Origin of the sequence: Ekhidna sp. (genome assembly GCF_965227465.1) — a bacterium.
Classification (GTDB): Bacteria; Bacteroidota; Bacteroidia; order Cytophagales; family Cyclobacteriaceae; genus Ekhidna.
In genome coordinates this window covers 1949461-1967052 of the sequence record NZ_OZ245746.1, presented here as the reverse complement: position 1 = coordinate 1967052, position 17592 = coordinate 1949461, and the positions used below count along the sequence as shown (strand labels likewise).

The window sequence follows — 17592 nt, the reverse complement described above, 5'->3', positions numbered from 1 at the left end:
CCCAATTTTTCAGGATCTGTTCATTAAGGCTTACAGTGTGCCGTATCTATGTCTTATGAAAAGGACATTTTTATTGATTGCATTACTTGCTCAAGGACTAGCAGGTTGCACACAACTCACGCCAACAGAACAGATGATTAAAGATTTGGATTATCTGAATAAAAAGATCCAAAGACAATTCGATTCATTCACACCCATTGTAAAGGATAATTTTCAATCTGAAATAGCGACGATAAAATCAAACCTTAGTAACCTAAAACCATACGAATTTCCGTGTGAAATCATGCGCGTGCTTTCCATGCTAAAAGATGGGCACACGGAATTAAACATAGGACAATTGAAGGTGGGGTTTCATAGATTGCCATTGCTTTTATACAATTATGAAGGAGACTTTCGCGTGGTTGGAGCACATGAGAATTATGCAGAGTTGTTGGGAGCTAAAATTGTTTCAATATCTGATACGCCAATCGATGAGGTTTTTGCCACGCTCAAGAAACGAATGTCTGCCGACAATGACAAGGAATATCTGCATGCGGGCCCAGGCTATTTGATACTTACAGAGCTTTTGGCTTGTATGTCTATTACAAATGATCCGCAGAAGGCACGAGTTTCGTTTGAATCAACGAATGGAGATCTCATCCAAAAAAACTTTGAAGGATTAACTGCTGAAGAATACCAAAATGGCAATTGGAGGTACGCTAGAGAGAGCGAACCTCCGCTATATCTAAGCAATAGAAAAGACAGTTACTGGTATCATTGGTTAGCCAAGGAAGGTGTTATGTATGTTCATATATCACGATTGAATAATCAAAAAGGGACTTCATCCATTAAGAAATTCACTTCCACACTATTTGAAGAAGTAGACCAAAAGAGGCCTTTCAAGCTGATCATAGACGTTAGGCTAAACAACGGCGGAAATTATAACCTTAGCAGACCGATCGTAGAGGCTATTAAAGAAAGGGAGTGGTTGAATCAAAAAGGAAAGTTGTGGATGATCACAGGAAGACGAACCTTTTCTGCAGCAAGCGCAATGGCCATATTTCTCATTAAAGAGACTGAAGTTACACTTATAGGTGAATCAGGACGAACACATCCCAATCAAGCTGATAACAATGAATACATGAGTCTTCCATACTCTGATTACCTGATTGAATATACCACTAAGATTAAAAAACACTGGCCCGAAAGGCCTCAGCTTACTATGATCCCTGTGGACATTGAAATTCTACCAGATTTTGAGTCGTATCGGCAGGGAAGAGGTATAGTAATGGAATATATTCTTAAGCAGTAAAACGTGATAAATGAGTCACAGTCCTCTTTTGTCTTGACTCATGTCTTCACCTCTGCATATCCTTCTGTTTCAGTAAGCGCTTTATTTATGTCATGGACGATAATATCCAATTCTTCACATGCTTGATTAAGGATTTTGATGAGTTCATATTGCTCCGGATTATTTGTAAAGTCCATTTGGTTCAAGATATTAAGTGTGCCCATAACTTTTGCCAATGGAGCTCTTAGCTCATGTGAATTTTTAAATGAATATACCTGAAATTGGACCATTTGATCCAATATTTTCTTGGTACGCTTATCAAGAACATTTTCAAGGTTTTTATTGATAATGGTTATCTCTTTATTAGCAAGCACAAGCTCACGCGCCTGTTTCTCAATCTTCAGTTTTTTATCAAGCAGCTCTGTTGTGAATTTTTCATTCATCCTTTTAAAAAAGATCATAGCTGTTATAAAAATACAATATGCTGCTATAGCAATTGCACCAAAGCCAGGGTAGTTCCTAGAATCAAATCCCATTTCATAATAACCAACACCGGCTACTTTATGGATAAAATCGAAAAGGACCAATGGTATCAAGCTGCTGAGTATACCAATGGTCATATAGAATTTTTCTTTAAAGCTAAAAATCAGAATAGGTATAATTGAAGTAGCCAGAATGAATAGCCGAGTCATGTAATACATCGCTTCATCAATCTGAGTAATATCAAAAAGCTTATTGTTTATGGATACGTAAAAGGGAAAGACAGAACACATTAATGTCAACAGAAGACGACTTGCTGTTGACCATCCTATACGATTTAAAATGAAGATTCCTGAGAAGGCGGCAATATTTCCAAATAGCAGCTTTTGATTAAAAAAAGTAAAGCCGCTGTTTTTATAATTGAATAGGTATAAGCCTAACAAAATTAAGAAAGTGATGAAAACAAGGCGATTGGTAAAAGTGATGTGTCTGGCTTTATTCGAGTCAAAAACTTGCTCTACTCCATTATGTGAAATGAAATCCCAAAGTTTTTGAAGCTTACTAACCATTAAGTATAAGATAAGTGAATTAATTGAACTTAATAATGATGAATTTGTTTCACAAATAATAATTCGAACAATAATACTGACAGGGCTCTTACTCAAATGATTAAATGTGGTTTACAAATTCTGTAAAAACCTCCTTGTGTCTGTCAAGATTTAAATCCGGCGATACCGAAACCCGAGCGATATAATCCTTATCGGACTCTTTGGTTGTTCCTTGAGTGGATGTTGCGGGAATGGTCCAGTAGCATCCTTTCAGCTGCCCATAACTCACGCAGTACTTGCTATCTTCGGGAATCTCAGTGATCATCATTTCAATGAGCTTGTTATTCAACCCTCGTTTGTAGGCTTCTCTTTCATTCTCAGAATCTCCTTTGGTGGGAAGGTCCAATGAAAATACTGATGGGGTAAAACCTTCTGCCGCAAGCTCTTCAGATACAAAATTGATCTTAGCTGTTGGTAACGTCTTTTTGATGAATGTCACAAACTCTCGTGTGTTTGCATATGCTTCGGCAATCCGTTGAATCATTGAAGGCATTTGTTCTGCAAGGATGGTTACCTGTAGATCCGTAGCTTCATTATCACAGAGTTTAAGATGCTTTTCTATTGCGTCCATCAATCCCTCTGCCTCTTTATTTGCCACACAGTATCCAGCGGTACACTTACCTCCACTTGGAAATTTCGAACCACTCACATATGAGATCGCTCGTGAGGTTGAGAGGTAACCTTTCTCCGTAAGAAACTGGATATTTGGACAAAAGGTCTGATCCAAAATAAAGACAGGATCAATAGCCACTTTACCTGCAGTTGTAGTTCGTTTTTTACTTAATACGGCCTTCAGCTCTTCCATTTCAGGCACTTCAACTCTGGGATTGGTAGGAATCTCCGCGATGATAAAAGGAATGGCATCCTCATTGGCCACCTGATTTAATATTTGTTCTAAACTTTGAACCATATCATACTCACCATCTACGTGAAGGTCTACGACATTTACCGCCTCCAGGCATGCGGCTACCCGTCTGGCCTGATCGTTTGTACCTCCATAACAATTGGTGGGAACAATGAATTTAATGGACTTACCAGGGTGTGATTTGATAGCATCATCGATCAATCCCATCATGATGGCGTACTGAATGGATAGTCCACTTGAGCCAATCAACGCTTTTGACTGGGTGCCGGTAATGGATTGGATGGTATCTACAACCATAGCTTTATCCTTTGAAACATCCTTTGAAGAGTCCGCTAGTGATCCGCTTCCTGTTAGCTGTCTCAATGCTTTTAGGCAATTAGCGGGAGTCATCGCAATGGTTTCTCTACGTCTAACATGCTGAATTTCAGAGATGTAAGATGAATTTTCCTCACCATTAATTAATAAGATACTGCCCCAATTCTTATGATTGGTGATGAAGAAATCGATATCTGCCTGTAAGTCGAATTGATCAAATTCTTCCGCCTTAGTTACGAAAATCGTACTGCCATTATATGCTTCGAGTTGAGCGATAGAGGCCACTTCTTGCAATTCGAAATGGTACCCGTAGACTCGTTTTATTTCATTGGCATTGAATGCCGGAGGCAGCTGATCTGTATAAACAATTCGGGTATTTCTATTGTCCAGCAAGTTCTTTCTCAGTACAGCCAGAATAGGAATCGATCTGGATGAAAAACTGATGACATTATCCGGATGCGTATCATTCAGATTCGCGATAGCCCACTCCAGCACTGTAGATAATGGATGTCCAAGTCGGATGTAATCATATGCGGTTGGAAGCTGGTTCAAGGCAGCAGCGTCTGAGTTACTATCTTTATACAGCATTTCAAATGCTTCCAGAAATTCAGTTTTTGCCAATTCCTCATTGTAGATATCTAGTCGATGAGTCGTCAGATTTATCCAGTCGGATGGTACGTTTTTCAGAAGGTCTTTGAGGTAGTTCAGTAACTTATCGCTATTCATCGTTTCGGATGTTGTCTATTCTTTATTAATGCTACAACCCAACTTCTTTCTTTAATAATTCCCTGAAAGTCGAATTTAGCGCGCGCAAAGATAAGGACCTCATTACAGAACCTTTAGGAATAATAGGCATTGATTCTGTTGCTTAGCCAATAGATTGTGCTTTAAGTCACTTTGATTAATTTGAAGAATTAACCACCTTGACAAATGCAATACTACGACCCAAACACCCTTTCCTTTATTCTTAATGATGTACACCAACTTGAAGAGCTGCTAAAAACAGAACGGTTTTCTGCTTACGACAGGCAATCGATTGATCTGTTGTTGGATGCAGTAAAGGATTTCAGTGACTCGGCATTGCATCCGTACGTTAAGGAAATGGATGAGAAGCCTTCATACTTCAAAGATGGTCGTGTTAAAATTCATGATCAGTTCGGGCCAATTTTTAAAAAGGCCGGAGAAATGGGCTTGGTTGGTGCATTTATGGATGAAGAAGATGGGGGAATGCAGTTGCCATTAATTGTATTCAATGCATTGTATTTCATTACTGAGGCAGCTAATAATCATGTTTCTGGTTATTTGGGACTCACAGCAGGAGCATCTAATCTAATTATCAACTTTGGTACGGATGAACTAAAACAGAAGTTCGTACCCAAGATGCAGGAAATGCAGTGGGGTGGGACCATGTGTCTGACAGAGCCTCAGGCAGGCAGTTCGTTATCAGACATTACTTCGTCGGCCACACCTAAAGGAGATGGTACTTACTCGATTAAAGGACAGAAAATATTCATCTCAGGAAGTGATCATCAGTTCGCTGACAATTTTGTGCATCTGGTCTTGGCCAGAGTTGAAGGAGCGCCTGCAGGGACAAAGGGTGTCTCGCTATTTGTCGTACCTCAGTACCTGGTAAATGATAATGGCAACATTGGTGATTATAATCATGTAGACATTGTAGGTGAACATGAAAAACTGGGTCAAAGAGGATACTGTACAAATCATTTGGCATTTGGTGATAGCGGTGAAAGTATCGGATATTTGGTAGGTCAGGAAAACAAGGGATTATCCTACATGTTTCAGATGATGAATGAGGCACGAATAGCTGTTGGTCGTGTGGGTACCGGGATTGCGTCAGCTGCCTACTATACCTCCTTGCAATATGCGAAAGAGCGTCCACAGGGTCGTAAGCTTCAGGGGAGTGGCAAGAAAGATCCGAGTCAGGAGCAGACCCTGATTATCAATCATCCGGATGTGAAACGAATGCTATTGCATCAGAAGGCAATTATGGAGGGGAGTTTGAGTGTCGTATTACAGTGCGCGTGGTATGTAGATAAACAGATGACTACTAGCGGAGATGAGAGCAATAATTATCATTTATTGGCCGAACTACTAACGCCAATTGCAAAAACCTATCCGTCTGAGAAAGGAAAAGAGGCCGTAGATACAGGGCTACAAGTTTTGGGAGGCTATGGATTCACTATGGACTTTATTCTGCAGCAATATTTGCGGGATATTCGCATCTGCTCCATCTATGAAGGAACCACTGGTATCCAATCGTTGGATTTGCTGGGACGAAAAGTGACGATGATGGAAGGTGCGGCTTTGAAGCTATTAGCGGGAGAGATCGAAACGACAATCAAAGCGGCAATGAGTAATGAGAAACTTAAGAGCTATGCATTGACATTAGGAGAGGGTACTAATCAGATTGAAACATGTCTCTCTCACCTGATGAAATATGCAATGGAAGGGAATCATGAACGCTACCTTGCCGACGCTACCATCTTCATGGATCTGTTTAGTATAATTGTGATTGGGTGGCAATGGCTAAAAATGGGAGTAGCGGTACTGGATCAAGATGAATCATTTAAGCAAAGCAAGCTGTATACGCTGGACTACTTCTACAAGTATGAGATGTCTCGCTTCAAAGGACTGCAAAAAACCATTTGTCACGACTCAGATGTAACTTTAAAGATGAGTGCGGAGATGTTTTGAGCCCAAAATCTTACAATGTGCTTAGCTGTGAGTTGCGTCCCCGGCTCCTCGTGGGTAGCGAATGCTTTCAACCATTTCCTGTACCTCTTCAGGAGGCGCAGGATAAAACCTGGAAATGGTAAATGAAATTACAAAGTTGACTACCATAGCAACAGTACCAAACCCCTCAGGTGAAATCCCAAACCACCAGTCATCCTTTGTGCCACCACCGAAAAGACCAAGTTTATATTTCATCATATAGAAAAGCATTAGGAGAATACCGATCACCATCCCAGCAATGGCGCCCTCCTTATTCATGCGTTTATCAAAAATACCCAGGATGATGGCGGGGAAGAAGGAAGCTGCTGCTAAACCAAAGGCCAGAGCCACTACCGCCGCAACGAAACCCGGTGGATTAATGCCAAAATATCCTGCAATGCATACCGCTATTACAGCTCCAATTCGAGCCCAGACTAATTCACTTTTTTCGGAAATATCCGGTTTGATCTGCTTTTTAATCAGGTCATGTGATATGCTTGCAGAAATCACCAACAGTAATCCAGCAGCAGTGGAGAGTGCTGCTGCCAGCCCACCAGCCGCAACCAACCCAACCACCCAGTTGGGAAGTTTGGCGATTTCCGGATTGGCCAACACCATGATGTCTCGATCGATGGTCAGTTCATTTTTGTTTGGGTCTGCTACATATTGGATCTTGCCGTCTTTGTTCTTGTCTTCGAAAGAAATGAGTCCGGTCTTCTCCCAATTGGAAAACCATTGAGGCATTTGACTATAATTCTTTTCTGCCACGGTTTCAATCAGGTTAGTTCGTGCAAAGGCAGCTATTGCCGGAGCGGTTGTATATAGAATCGCGATAAAGATGAGTGCCCAACCTGCGGACATCCGTGCATCACGTACCTTGCTAACGGTAAAAAATCTCACTATCACGTGTGGTAATCCTGCGGTACCCACCATTAAGGCAAATGTGATAGCAAATACATCAATCATCGATTTAGAGCCACTGGTATATTCGGCAAATCCGAGTTCTTTATGCAATCCATCCAATTTGTCCAGTAAGTAGGTCCCATCTGACAAAGTGCCCCCAAATCCAACCTGCGGGATGATGTTCCCAGTTAGCTGAAAAGAGATAAAAAAGGCAGGTACCATGAACGCAAATATGAGTATACAGTATTGTGCAACCTGGGTATAGGTGATCCCTTTCATTCCACCTAAGGTTGCGTAAAAAAGTACGATGATCATCCCGATAAACACGCCAGTATTGACAGGTACTTCAAGAAAACGAGCAAAGACCACACCCACGCCACGCATTTGACCTGCCACATAAGTAAAGGAAACGATGATAGCGCAAATTACAGCTACGGTTCTGGCAATATTGGAGTAGTATCGATCCCCGATAAAGTCCGGTACGGTGTACTTACCAAACTTCCTTAAGTAGGGGGCAAGCAGTAGCGCCAGGAGTACATAACCTCCAGTCCATCCCATGAGGTACACAGCCCCATCATACCCCATAAAGCTGATAAGTCCGGCCATTGAAATAAAGGATGCCGCTGACATCCAGTCGGCAGCTGTGGCCATGCCATTGGCTAGTGGAGAAACGCCTCCACCTGCCACATAAAAATCATTGGTGGAAGATGCTCGTGACCAGATCGCAATGATGATGTACATGGCGAAAGTGATTCCTACTAATGTGAAAGTCCAGCTTTGTACGTCCATTATTTGGCTATTTTTCGTCTACATCAAATTCTTTATCCAGCTTGTTCATCAACCGGACATAAACCAGTATAAGAATCACAAAGACGTAAATGGCTCCTTGTTGCGCAAACCAGAAGCCGAGTTTAAAACCTCCAATTCTAACACTGTTTAAGTTATCGGCGAAAAGAATTCCAGCACCATACGATACGGAAAACCATATTGTGAGGAGGATTAATAAGTATTTGAGGTTTCTGGACCAATACTTTTTTAGGTTGGGTTTCATGGTATGATTTAGGATTAGCAGATCTTCAAGTTTAGCAAAATAGGAAGAAATGCTTGAGAAACCTCGTTGACTGATAGCTAAAGTATAGGAGCAACGTGTTGAAAGCTAAAGCTGATAGTTGAGTTCATAGAAATGCGAACCATCGGATTGGTTGATATTTAAGGTACCGTTAATATTGGCTAGGTCTTCTGTACCCGAACCTTCAAGAATTGCTATTTCAAGTGTTTGAGTTTCTTCGTTCATGAAACCTTTATGTGCCAGGGTAAATGCACCTTTTTTTCCACCAACAGTGCCTGCAAACTCCTCAATAGCAAAATATATAGCTGCTCCACCTTCAATTCGCTTACTGATCATCTGTCCTGAAGCTTTTCCGATCATGTCTCCTTCATAGGTTTTGTTAAGCATAAATCTTCCGGCTGGTACCTCATCAGATTGAGGAGTCATATTGATTTCGAATTTCCCTTTTGCTATCATAATTAACCTCTTTAAGAAAATTAGAATTGCACGTTGTACTTTGCTTCAAATTGTGGAGGGATATCTTCTTTGTTTTCACCCAGGTTTTGTCTTAGATCTATTTCTATACCTCTGGCAATTGTTGATATAGGTACATCATTTGAAGTGCCTTCAAACGGATTATCACCTGTTCGTCCGATGCGTTCCATGGTGTGGAATACCCAACCCACGGCGGTGTAGACTGGTATCGAAAACCATATGAATATTTTTCCTATCGCTGGATATGAATCAGAAAGATTTGCTCCAATCTCCATAAATTGAGGTACAAGAGCCAGTGGCAGGAACATAAGTAAAATCCACATAAACCAATGGTTGAGGGTTGCAAACTGACGTGGGTAGGGGAAGTTCTTTATTCGCTCACTTTTACCCTGTAAATCGAAAAGATCTTTAAGTACTCCTTCCAATTCCAGGAAAGCAAATTCCCAGATTAGTCCTGACTCTTTTAATCTTCGGAGGTGGTGCGATTGCTGATAGAGTAAGGCAGTCTGTTTATTGTCTTTACCCATGATGTCCTCCATGTCTTCTTTGGAAAGATATGGATTTAAGTCTTCCGCTAAAGTTGTGAGTCGCTCTGGTGGGCGAATGCCCCATTCCTGATTCGTTTTCTGATTCACTGTGGTTTCCCATTGTTTTTGAGCACGCATAGCGTGACGTAGGGCTGTCATCCAGGCAATATGCCTGTAGGTAAGTGTCTTTACTTCGTTGTGAAGCTCTTTATCTGATAGCTTTTTGGTTGCATGTTCATTGTTGACCATATCCTGGATGAACATGCCAAAAGAGCGAGAAGTGTTTACTATGCCACCCCAAATTTTGCGAGCTTCCCAAATACGGTCATAGGTTGCATTATTTTGAAACCCAACAATAAACGCCACTGCAGTACCAATCAATGCAATAGGGGTCCATGGGATTTGGAGCCATTTAATATCCAGTAAAAAGTAGGCAAGAACCCATCCGGTAATGATGATTAAAATTCTTAGCGTATCAAATCGGGTCCAGATCGCTAGTTCAGAAAATTTATAGGTTCGTCGGGTATACATGGACAGTGGTAATTGACGCTTTCAACAAGGATCAATATGCTATTAGTTCAGCTGCACTAAAATAGTAATACTTGATGATATTCAGTTTTCAACAATACACCGTGCAGTCATGATGATTTAATAAGCATCAAGATCGTATGAATGACAGTTTTGACGTAGCTAAGTTTTTTTTACAAACTCAGATTTGAGCGCCATTGAACCAAACCCATCGATTTTACAATCGATATTGTGATCTCCATCTGTCAGACGAATGTTCTTCACCTTTGTGCCTGCTTTTATGGGTTTTGGCGCACCTTTTACTGGTAAGTCCTTAATCACAACTACTGAGTCCCCATCCTGAAGGGTATTCCCATTTGAGTCTTTTATCACTGTGGTGTCATCTACAGACTCCTCCTCATTCCATTCATGACCGCACTCCGGACACATCAATAGACTATCTGAAGGATAGGCATAGGGAGATTTGCAATTGGGGCATGGTGGTATCTCTGACATACCTGCAAAACTATTAAATCATCCTTTGACAAATTTGTATTCGTTGAGTCCTTTTTTTGACCCTACGCTATAAATACTTCTGTGCATTTAAGATCTAATTCCGCTTCGAAATCTTAGGCAAAAGAAAACCCGTCTCATTTTGAGACGGGCTTATTTAACCAATTATTATGATGAATTTACTATTCAACATTTATTACCCAGGTAAGGTCAATATCGGATTCTCCATCAGTTGCTGTGGAGGTTCCTGATTTAATACCAGGTTGGTGTTTTAGGATAACTCTGAAATCACCGTTACTTGATGTCACGTCGGATGTGGTCCATGTGGTTGAGAGTCCAACAGGGTTTCCATCCGCATCCTGGTCGTTATAATTAACATCATCCGATCGATTATCCACGTTACCATCTCCAGAAGGATCGCTGAAAATGTCATTTGTAAACTCAAAGAAGAACAAATGTTCATCGTCTTCTTCTTCAATTTCTTCTGTAATATTTTCTCCCTCTTCTGTGTTTTGAACAGTAATCTCTAGGGTATATGTCGTGCTTACATCCAATACGATTTCTTGTAATTGAAAATCAGCTGCTCCTTCTCCATCAGGGTCTGTCGCAGTAGCTATAACGGCTGTTCCACCTCCTTGTGGGATGAAAGTAAGGATGACCAAGTCAATGACTTCTTCTTCATTTTCCTCTGCGGGAACATCATCGTCGCTGCAGCTAGTAAATAATCCTCCAGTAACAATTATCCCGGTTAATAAGTATGATTTAAGGTTCTTCATTCCATTCTTTTTTATGCAATAATATTGCAAGTATACCGTGCGTTTTTAATAAATGCAACAATGTTGTAAAAATTAAAAAGAATAGCTTATAAATGCTTTCAGGTGGATACCTAAATCATCTGCGAAGTAGCGAGACTGATCTGTATATCTGCGGTAGGAAGTATTCAATAAATTTTGAGCTGAAACTTGAACGTTGAAATTGTTTTTCTGGTATTTAATGGCTGCATTCATGAGAAAGAAAGCACTTGGTGCAGATAGAAAATCAAAGGTTGCTGATCGATCAAATTCAATTTGCTCCCCTTCGGTAAACCTGTTCGCAGCAATTACAGGTGGCTGATGAGTTTGTCTTGCAGTCCAGGAGGGATTTAATGTTACGGTGAAATCACCAAGTTTTCGAATTAACTCTATTTGCAGATTGAGAGGAGGTATGCCAATGAAAGGTTGGTTGCTGGAAACATCTCTGGCATAGACATATGATACTTTCAATTCGCTTGATAGGTTTTGCCTCCAGGTCTTTTTAATATCCAGGTCTACTCCGGTGTAAAGTGCGTCTGTTTGATCATGAATGAAATATGGAAAAGTTCCCCTTACAGTATTGGTTAACCCATAGGGTCTAATAAAGAAATAATTTTGAATCCAATTGATATATGGAGTGAATTCAACACTTAATTGATCACGCTGAATGTCCAACGTACTAATCCACTTAACACCTCGTTCACTCTTAATTTCTTTTTGATCCTTTTGGAGAACTACTGCAGTAGAAATGCTGTCCTCTGAAGGAAACAGTTCATACCTCCAGAGTCCAAACTCAATGATGTTCTGGTGCTTTCCAAAGCTATATAGTTCATTGATATTCGGAGCTCTCCATGCTGTACCAATGTTTGATCGAAGAGAAATGTGTTCATTAAAGCGATGGATAAAACCTGAGGTAAAAGTAAAATTCTGATAATTCAGATTGTCTCTGTAGATATCATTGCTCGAGTCTCTTCCTCGTACATTCATGTTAAGAAAGTCAAATCTTACACCTAACTCATAAGTTATTTTTTCCTTGGTATATGATTCGATTGCGAACATTCCAAAGTTGGTATTATTATAATTCGGAACGAATGGTATGGTATTGGTTCCTGGGATGTTATCATTGTCTTGAGCGAAAAATTGAACTCCAACAGTTCCTGCCCAATTTCCTGAACTTGGGTGATCCCAGTCAAAATCAACCGTGTGGGTTTTCATTGCCAGATTGATTGCAGGACGGTCGTTATTTGTTCCTCTTCTTATATCAAATTCCCTTCTTTCGTTATGTTGAAAAGCATATTGAAGATCAAACTGCTGTTTTCCTAAGAAAATCGCTGTTTCAATTTTGAAAAGATCATGAACGGTTTCTTGTCTAGGTGTTCTGATCTCATATGAAAACTCGCGGGTATCATTCGGAATGTCTGCCCCAATAGCGTTGGCTAAATCAGTCAGATTACCGTTCACAGATCCTCGTAATATTCCAAGTTCTTGCTCAAAGTGACTGAAATACAAATCAATATCAATCCATGAAAAATGGTGGCGCGTGGCTGCAGAATAACCCATTTCTCTTTTTCCTGTATTTGTGAGATTATATTCTGGCGCGCGTAGGTCACCTTGTTTGGTTCCGTTAAAACTGATCATCCATGCGTTTTTTTCAAATCCAGCCTGAGCAGTCACTTCACCACTGATTGCCCTACCATTTGATTGGAAACCGGTATTAAATTCACCATTTAATTTGGTATTGTAGCTGGGAAGTTCCGGATTGAAAAGAATGACACCACCCAATGCGTCCGGCCCATAACGAACAGTAGAAGCACCTTTTATCAGCTCAATTTGATCAATTTGAGATGGATCAATCTCTGGAGCATGTTCAGACCCCCAGGCCTGATAGGAATGACGGACTCCATTATTAATAATAAGGACGCGATTAGAGTGTAAGCCATGAACAACAGGTTTGACAATGTTTTGCCCGGTTCGGAGCGTATAGACACCTGAAGCTTTAGCAAGTAAGTCACCAGCAGTGGATCCCATACCTTCCGATAAATCAACATCTATTTTTTTCGGGTTTAGTGTTTTTAATTCATGGGCATTTAATTCTTGCTCAACAACCACACTCTCAAGCAATGTTTCTTCTGAGGCCATGAAAATGATGGGCGTAGGATGATGAAAATCGTGGTGGTGGACCACAGTTTTATATCCAAGAAATCGTATTTCAAGGTCGATTTCATCCTGACAAATAGCTAGAATTTCGAATTGACCTTGATCATCTGCTACTGCTCCTAAGTTGGTATCCAAAACTTTTATGGTGGCGAAAGGTAGCGGCTCATTGGTGTCAATATCAAGGACTCTTCCTTTTACAGACCTATCGCATGGTGTTTGGGCATGGATCAGAAAAGGAGTGGAGAGTATAAGTAGAATAGAGAGAATTCTCATATTAGGCACAATTCGCGCATTTGCCATCTATAATCAGGTTAACTCCCTCAGCTTCATATCCATTTGGAAGTGACACTTTTGGCATGGACTGTTTTTCATCTAAACATTCTATTTGTCCGCAACTATTGCACTTAAAGTGGATGTGATTATGATCGTGATGATCAGGAGAGCAGGTATCATGACAAAGTCCGTAGGTTGCACTTCCGGTTTCATTCGGTATTTTGTGCAAAATGCCCGAATCCAAAAAACTATTAAGTGTTCGATAGAGTGTTACCCGATCATATTTTGTAAACCTGTTTTCCAGATCACCTTGTGAATGCGCACTTTTTTCATCCAGAAAATATTGCATCACATCTAGTCTGCAATCGGTGATTCGAAGGTTATGTTTTTTAAGGATTGTTTTTAAGTCTTCCACTGTGAGCACAAATATAGTTTATGCAACCTAATTGCATTAATTATTCGCAAACACTTTGCTTAAATTTGTAGTTCAACAGAATATGGAAAATCAAGAGCATAAAAATACCGAGCAGAAGGTCAATTATTTTGACTTTTCAGAAGTACTCACTTACTTCTTCAGGAAGAAAGACCCGAATCGGCCAAAGAGCTTTAACCTAAGAGCCATGCATACGATCAACAAGATCTCAATTTTGATGTTTTTGGGTGCAGTAATCATAATGATTGTAAGAGCGATCGGCAGAGCTTAAATTAGCTTCATGAAAAAAATACTCTGCCTAATCGCCTTAATGTCGATCATCTCTGTATCAGCACAAGATGATGATGCCATTGTTACCGATCGCCCCACTCAGTCTGCATCTTCCATGGTGATGCCCAGGGGTAATGCGTTAATTGAATATGGATTTATCCATGAAAAATCCGGAGATGTGTCCACTACCACTTTTGCAAATTTTTTGGTTCGGATAGGACTAATCGAAGGGGTAGAATTCCGCATCACGCAAAACATTCAGCAGCAATCCGATGAGCTAACTGACTCTAAGGTGAGCGGACTCTCACCTATTACCTTAGGAACAAAAATTCACTTAGTAGGGGAGCAAGGAGCTGTTCCTCAAGTAAGTCTACTTGGCCAGGTGACTTTAGCTAATGGAAAAAAACCTTTTCGCCCGAATGAAGCTATTCCGGAAGTCCGCTTAAATTTTTCAAATACACTCTCCGAATTTCTCTCGCTAGGTTACAATATTGGAATGTCCTTTCCTGAGGACAATACACAAACGTTGTATAGTGTGGTATTGGGCTATTCATTTCTACCCGGATGGTCGGTATTTGCAGAGCCGTATGGATTTTTTCAAGATGGTACATCAGATCACAGGTTCAATACAGGTTTGATTTATCTCTGTTCGAATAATGTTCAATTTGATATTTCAGCTGGCGTAGGACTTTCAGATATTTCCCCGGATCATTTCATTGGATTTGGTGCGGCTATTGGATTTTAATTCCTGGCTAAACTCCAGCTAATCCCCAGGTATACTTCTCTTCCATGGATTGGAGAGTAAGCATAGGCCGTATCGAAATTATCACTAAAGCCGATATTCGTATTTGGATCGTTAGTTCCTGTCAAAGGAGACCAGGGCTGTACATAATCAAAAATATTCTGTACCCCTCCGTATATGGACCAGCCCTTATTTAGAGTTTTTGATATCTGTAAATTGTGAATGGCAAATGGTGCCGATTCTGTTGGTCTTGGGGTGGATAAAGGTTCGCCATTTTCATCCAGGTCGAACACTTCAGGTAGAGCCATTGGACCCGTCACTCTTGCCGTATACCCTATCGTCATTTCCCATGGTTTGTGAGTATAGTTGGCCGTAAAAATTCCCGTCCATTTTGGTGCGAATTCGATGGAGCGCTTTTCTCCATTTTCCTTTTCTGTCACATCCTGAAGGTTGAAACCAATATTAAAGGCAAGGGGAGATGCTAACTCTTGCTGAAGGTTAAACCCAATTCCCTTACTTACGGCATATCCGTCCGTATTGGAATACCTTATTTGACCTTCACTTTCATAATCAGGAGTGATTTTATTGGTGAAATAGGTGTAAAAAAGATCCACATCTAACATGCCCTGGCTTTGGCCAAGGGTATAGATATGATTTAGGTTAAAAGAAAAGTTGTATGACTCCTCAGGTCGCAGTTCTTCCTCAATGATCACTTCTCGTTGGCCGGTTACAAAGGCATGATCTTCTGTGAAGAGGTTTACGATTCTGAATCCGGTCCCAAAATTTGACCGAAGAGTCGTCCATTGCGTAGGTTTATATTTAAGGTTGAATCTTGGTGCAGGAATTACGCCATGATCCTCATAATGATCTACCCGTAAACCACTAAGTGCGGTAAATCTTTCTGATAGCTTCCATTCATCCTGGATAAAGACACCCGGTGTATATTGATTATCAGGTGCGTTTTCACCATTTATTTGTGTCGCGATGGTATTATCATCATAGGACTGATAGCGGGAGGTAATGCCTGTTGTGAGTTGATGATTTTTGATTTCTTTCTCAAATATGAAATTAGTAAAGGCAATTTTTTGAGAAGCCTTGTAGAAATCTGCACCATAGTAGCTGTCCTGCTCGTGTGTGCTTAGCGAGTAATCAATTCGTATATTCTCTGAAAGGTCAAACTCATACGTACCAAATAGTTCAAAGCGGTGTGTATAGATACTCTCACCATAGATTTGATCGTTTCCTCTCAGTCTTTGGTAATTACGATCTGCTAAGAACTCCTCGACTCCATTTCTTCGATCTTCATAGTAGTACTTGCCGGAAATAGAGAATTTTTTATTTGACGGACGACTGATATCCCATTTAGTAAATAAGGAAATCCGATCAAGGTTGATGTTGTCTCCAAATCCATCCCGATTTTCATCGTCAAAGTCATTGATGTAAGCATAATTGAGCCCAATAAACCCGGAACTTTTCCCTACACGAGGAGCTAACGAGAAGTTTCCAAAAGACTCGAAGTGGGAGGTGCCCATAACATCTGCTGAGAATACAGGCTGGGTTGAAGGATCTTTCGTGATAATGTTGATGACCCCAGCTACTGCTTCCGATCCATAAAGGGTAGAACTCGGTCCTTTTATGACTTCAAAACGGTCAATGATCATGCTCGGAATTCCATTGAGCCCATACACCGATGCAAGGTTACCATAGATAGGAGACCCATCCATAAGTATGGCTGTGTAGGGGCCGGGAAGTCCATTGATGGAAATACTATTGGTAAAACAAACACCACACGCTACCACCTCTTGCACTCCGTTGACGAGTGAAATGCCCTCAACCACACTGGTGGCTGCAGCCGGGATGTAAGTATTTAAGTGTTTGGCGGTTATTACCTCAACCTTAACCGGGGACTGAGAAACAAAGGTTGGTTGCATAGTGCCGGTTACAACCACCTCATCCATAGTCAGGGTACTTTCTTCAAGTTTGAAAATCATTTTAGAAGTGGTAGGTACGGTAATTTTCTCACGGATCATCTTAAATCCAACTGAGCGCACTTCCAACGTATAAGTTCCATTGGGCACTTGATCGATTGTAAAGTCTCCGTTTGCATCCGTCACTGCACCATATTCATGTTCAAGTAATTGAACAGTAGCTCCAGGAAAACCTTCATCATCAAATTTGACGGTTCCGGTTAATTGGGTCTGCCCATATGTCCACAGTGGCAACATGAGTAGAATTTTAACTCCGACTGGTATAAGATTTCTTTTTTCCATTGCGATAAGGCAAAACTATTAATTAGTTGAAACAAAACAAAAATTTAGATCAGTCTAAAAATAAGATTACAATAATTTCCCTTTACAAAAGTGAGTGTAGGTGTCATACTGAGGCTGTTGAAGTATCAGACTTCAAACAAAAGCGTAGGTGTCATACTGAGTTTATCGAAGTATCTGTGGGCTGAAAGGGGATAAGTTGATAAAGATCCTTCGCTTTGCTCAGGATGACATTCTGGAATGATTTCTCGCTAACAAAAAGGGAGCGTAGCTGTCATTCTGAGTTTATCGAAGTATCTGCGCTGTGGGTATGGTCAGGACCATGACTGATGAAGACCCATCACTTCGCTCAGGATGACATGCTGATAGTGAATTCCCAATCTCTTTAATCAAAAAGT

At 40.6% G+C, this 17592-nt stretch carries 15 protein-coding genes; 4 read left to right on the top strand and 11 right to left on the bottom strand.

Annotation, left to right across the window (positions count from 1 at the left end; all coding sequences use genetic code 11):
• Nucleotides 1–55 precede the first annotated feature (55 nt).
• The gene (locus tag ACO05G_RS08690) at nucleotides 56–1291 is read left to right on the top strand and encodes a hypothetical protein (RefSeq protein ID WP_421765592.1); all 1236 of its coding nucleotides are present in this window, start codon (nucleotides 56–58) and stop codon (nucleotides 1289–1291) included.
• A 38-nt stretch (nucleotides 1292–1329) separates the two neighbouring features.
• Here the strand turns inward: ACO05G_RS08690 and ACO05G_RS08685 are convergent, their stop codons facing one another.
• Nucleotides 1330–2319, bottom strand: a complete 990-nt coding sequence (locus tag ACO05G_RS08685; RefSeq protein WP_421765591.1) for a histidine kinase dimerization/phospho-acceptor domain-containing protein — start codon at nucleotides 2317–2319, stop codon at nucleotides 1330–1332.
• Between the two features lie 100 nt (nucleotides 2320–2419).
• Nucleotides 2420–4264 carry a cystathionine beta-synthase gene (locus ACO05G_RS08680; protein WP_421765590.1) on the bottom strand — a complete coding sequence of 615 codons (1845 nt, stop codon included), beginning with the start codon at nucleotides 4262–4264 and terminating at the stop codon, nucleotides 2420–2422.
• A 204-nt stretch (nucleotides 4265–4468) separates the two neighbouring features.
• Between ACO05G_RS08680 and ACO05G_RS08675 the strand changes: the two genes are divergently transcribed.
• On the top strand, nucleotides 4469–6250 hold the full coding sequence (locus tag ACO05G_RS08675) for an acyl-CoA dehydrogenase (RefSeq protein WP_421765589.1): 1782 nt from the start codon (nucleotides 4469–4471) through the stop codon (nucleotides 6248–6250).
• 21 nt (nucleotides 6251–6271) lie between these two features.
• On the opposite strand, the gene ACO05G_RS08670 is transcribed toward ACO05G_RS08675, so the two are convergent.
• The 8 genes from ACO05G_RS08670 to ACO05G_RS08635 form a co-directional block, all read right to left on the bottom strand.
• Nucleotides 6272–7960 (bottom strand): sodium:solute symporter family protein, encoded by a 1689-nt coding sequence (locus tag ACO05G_RS08670; RefSeq protein ID WP_421765588.1) that lies wholly within the window; start codon nucleotides 7958–7960, stop codon nucleotides 6272–6274.
• A 7-nt stretch (nucleotides 7961–7967) separates the two neighbouring features.
• Nucleotides 7968–8222, bottom strand: a complete 255-nt coding sequence (locus ACO05G_RS08665) for a DUF4212 domain-containing protein (RefSeq protein WP_421765587.1) — start codon at nucleotides 8220–8222, stop codon at nucleotides 7968–7970.
• Nucleotides 8223–8327: 105 nt separating this feature from the next.
• The gene (locus ACO05G_RS08660) at nucleotides 8328–8696 is read right to left on the bottom strand and encodes a DUF3224 domain-containing protein (RefSeq protein ID WP_421765586.1); all 369 of its coding nucleotides are present in this window, start codon (nucleotides 8694–8696) and stop codon (nucleotides 8328–8330) included.
• 20 nt (nucleotides 8697–8716) lie between these two features.
• Nucleotides 8717–9772, bottom strand: a complete 1056-nt coding sequence (locus ACO05G_RS08655; protein ID WP_421765585.1) for a bestrophin family protein — start codon at nucleotides 9770–9772, stop codon at nucleotides 8717–8719.
• Between the two features lie 159 nt (nucleotides 9773–9931).
• The gene (locus tag ACO05G_RS08650) at nucleotides 9932–10264 is read right to left on the bottom strand and encodes a zinc ribbon domain-containing protein YjdM (protein WP_421765584.1); all 333 of its coding nucleotides are present in this window, start codon (nucleotides 10262–10264) and stop codon (nucleotides 9932–9934) included.
• Nucleotides 10265–10443: 179 nt separating this feature from the next.
• Nucleotides 10444–11037 (bottom strand): hypothetical protein, encoded by a 594-nt coding sequence (locus tag ACO05G_RS08645; protein WP_421765583.1) that lies wholly within the window; start codon nucleotides 11035–11037, stop codon nucleotides 10444–10446.
• Nucleotides 11038–11109: 72 nt separating this feature from the next.
• Nucleotides 11110–13509, bottom strand: coding sequence for a TonB-dependent receptor (locus ACO05G_RS08640; RefSeq protein WP_421765582.1), 2400 nt, complete (start codon nucleotides 13507–13509; stop codon nucleotides 11110–11112).
• Nucleotides 13484–13906: a Fur family transcriptional regulator gene (locus ACO05G_RS08635; protein ID WP_421765581.1), complete on the bottom strand. Its 423-nt coding sequence runs from the start codon at nucleotides 13904–13906 to the stop codon at nucleotides 13484–13486. Before ACO05G_RS08635 ends, ACO05G_RS08640 begins: the two co-directional genes overlap by 26 nt.
• A 73-nt stretch (nucleotides 13907–13979) precedes the next feature.
• Between ACO05G_RS08635 and ACO05G_RS08630 the strand changes: the two genes are divergently transcribed.
• Complete coding sequence (locus ACO05G_RS08630) at nucleotides 13980–14186, top strand: DUF6728 family protein (RefSeq protein ID WP_348284381.1); 207 nt, start codon at nucleotides 13980–13982, stop codon at nucleotides 14184–14186.
• A gap of 9 nt (nucleotides 14187–14195) precedes the next feature.
• Nucleotides 14196–14930 (top strand): transporter, encoded by a 735-nt coding sequence (locus tag ACO05G_RS08625; RefSeq protein ID WP_348284380.1) that lies wholly within the window; start codon nucleotides 14196–14198, stop codon nucleotides 14928–14930.
• Here the strand turns inward: ACO05G_RS08625 and ACO05G_RS08620 are convergent.
• A complete protein-coding gene (locus ACO05G_RS08620; protein WP_421765580.1) occupies nucleotides 14927–17197 on the bottom strand; it encodes a TonB-dependent receptor in 2271 nt (756 codons plus the stop codon). The genes ACO05G_RS08625 and ACO05G_RS08620 overlap by 4 nt on opposite strands.
• Nucleotides 17198–17592 lie beyond the last annotated feature (395 nt).

Bases quoted from the DNA above. Each gene is read 5' to 3' on its own strand.
- ACO05G_RS08660 (WP_421765586.1), bottom strand. From the start codon at position 8,696: ATGATAGCAAAAGGGAAATTCGAAATCAATATGACTCCTCAATCTGAT.
- ACO05G_RS08645 (WP_421765583.1), bottom strand. From the start codon at position 11,037: ATGAAGAACCTTAAATCATACTTATTAACCGGGATAATTGTTACTGGA.
- ACO05G_RS08640 (WP_421765582.1), bottom strand. From the start codon at position 13,509: ATGGCAAATGCGCGAATTGTGCCTAATATGAGAATTCTCTCTATTCTA.
- ACO05G_RS08690 (WP_421765592.1), top strand. From the start codon at position 56: ATGAAAAGGACATTTTTATTGATTGCATTACTTGCTCAAGGACTAGCA.
- ACO05G_RS08620 (WP_421765580.1), bottom strand. From the start codon at position 17,197: ATGGAAAAAAGAAATCTTATACCAGTCGGAGTTAAAATTCTACTCATG.
- ACO05G_RS08625 (WP_348284380.1), top strand. From the start codon at position 14,196: ATGAAAAAAATACTCTGCCTAATCGCCTTAATGTCGATCATCTCTGTA.
- ACO05G_RS08670 (WP_421765588.1), bottom strand. From the start codon at position 7,960: ATGGACGTACAAAGCTGGACTTTCACATTAGTAGGAATCACTTTCGCC.
- ACO05G_RS08655 (WP_421765585.1), bottom strand. From the start codon at position 9,772: ATGTATACCCGACGAACCTATAAATTTTCTGAACTAGCGATCTGGACC.
- ACO05G_RS08685 (WP_421765591.1), bottom strand. From the start codon at position 2,319: ATGGTTAGTAAGCTTCAAAAACTTTGGGATTTCATTTCACATAATGGA.
- ACO05G_RS08630 (WP_348284381.1), top strand. From the start codon at position 13,980: ATGGAAAATCAAGAGCATAAAAATACCGAGCAGAAGGTCAATTATTTT.
- ACO05G_RS08675 (WP_421765589.1), top strand. From the start codon at position 4,469: ATGCAATACTACGACCCAAACACCCTTTCCTTTATTCTTAATGATGTA.
- ACO05G_RS08650 (WP_421765584.1), bottom strand. From the start codon at position 10,264: ATGTCAGAGATACCACCATGCCCCAATTGCAAATCTCCCTATGCCTAT.
- ACO05G_RS08680 (WP_421765590.1), bottom strand. From the start codon at position 4,264: ATGAATAGCGATAAGTTACTGAACTACCTCAAAGACCTTCTGAAAAAC.
- ACO05G_RS08665 (WP_421765587.1), bottom strand. From the start codon at position 8,222: ATGAAACCCAACCTAAAAAAGTATTGGTCCAGAAACCTCAAATACTTA.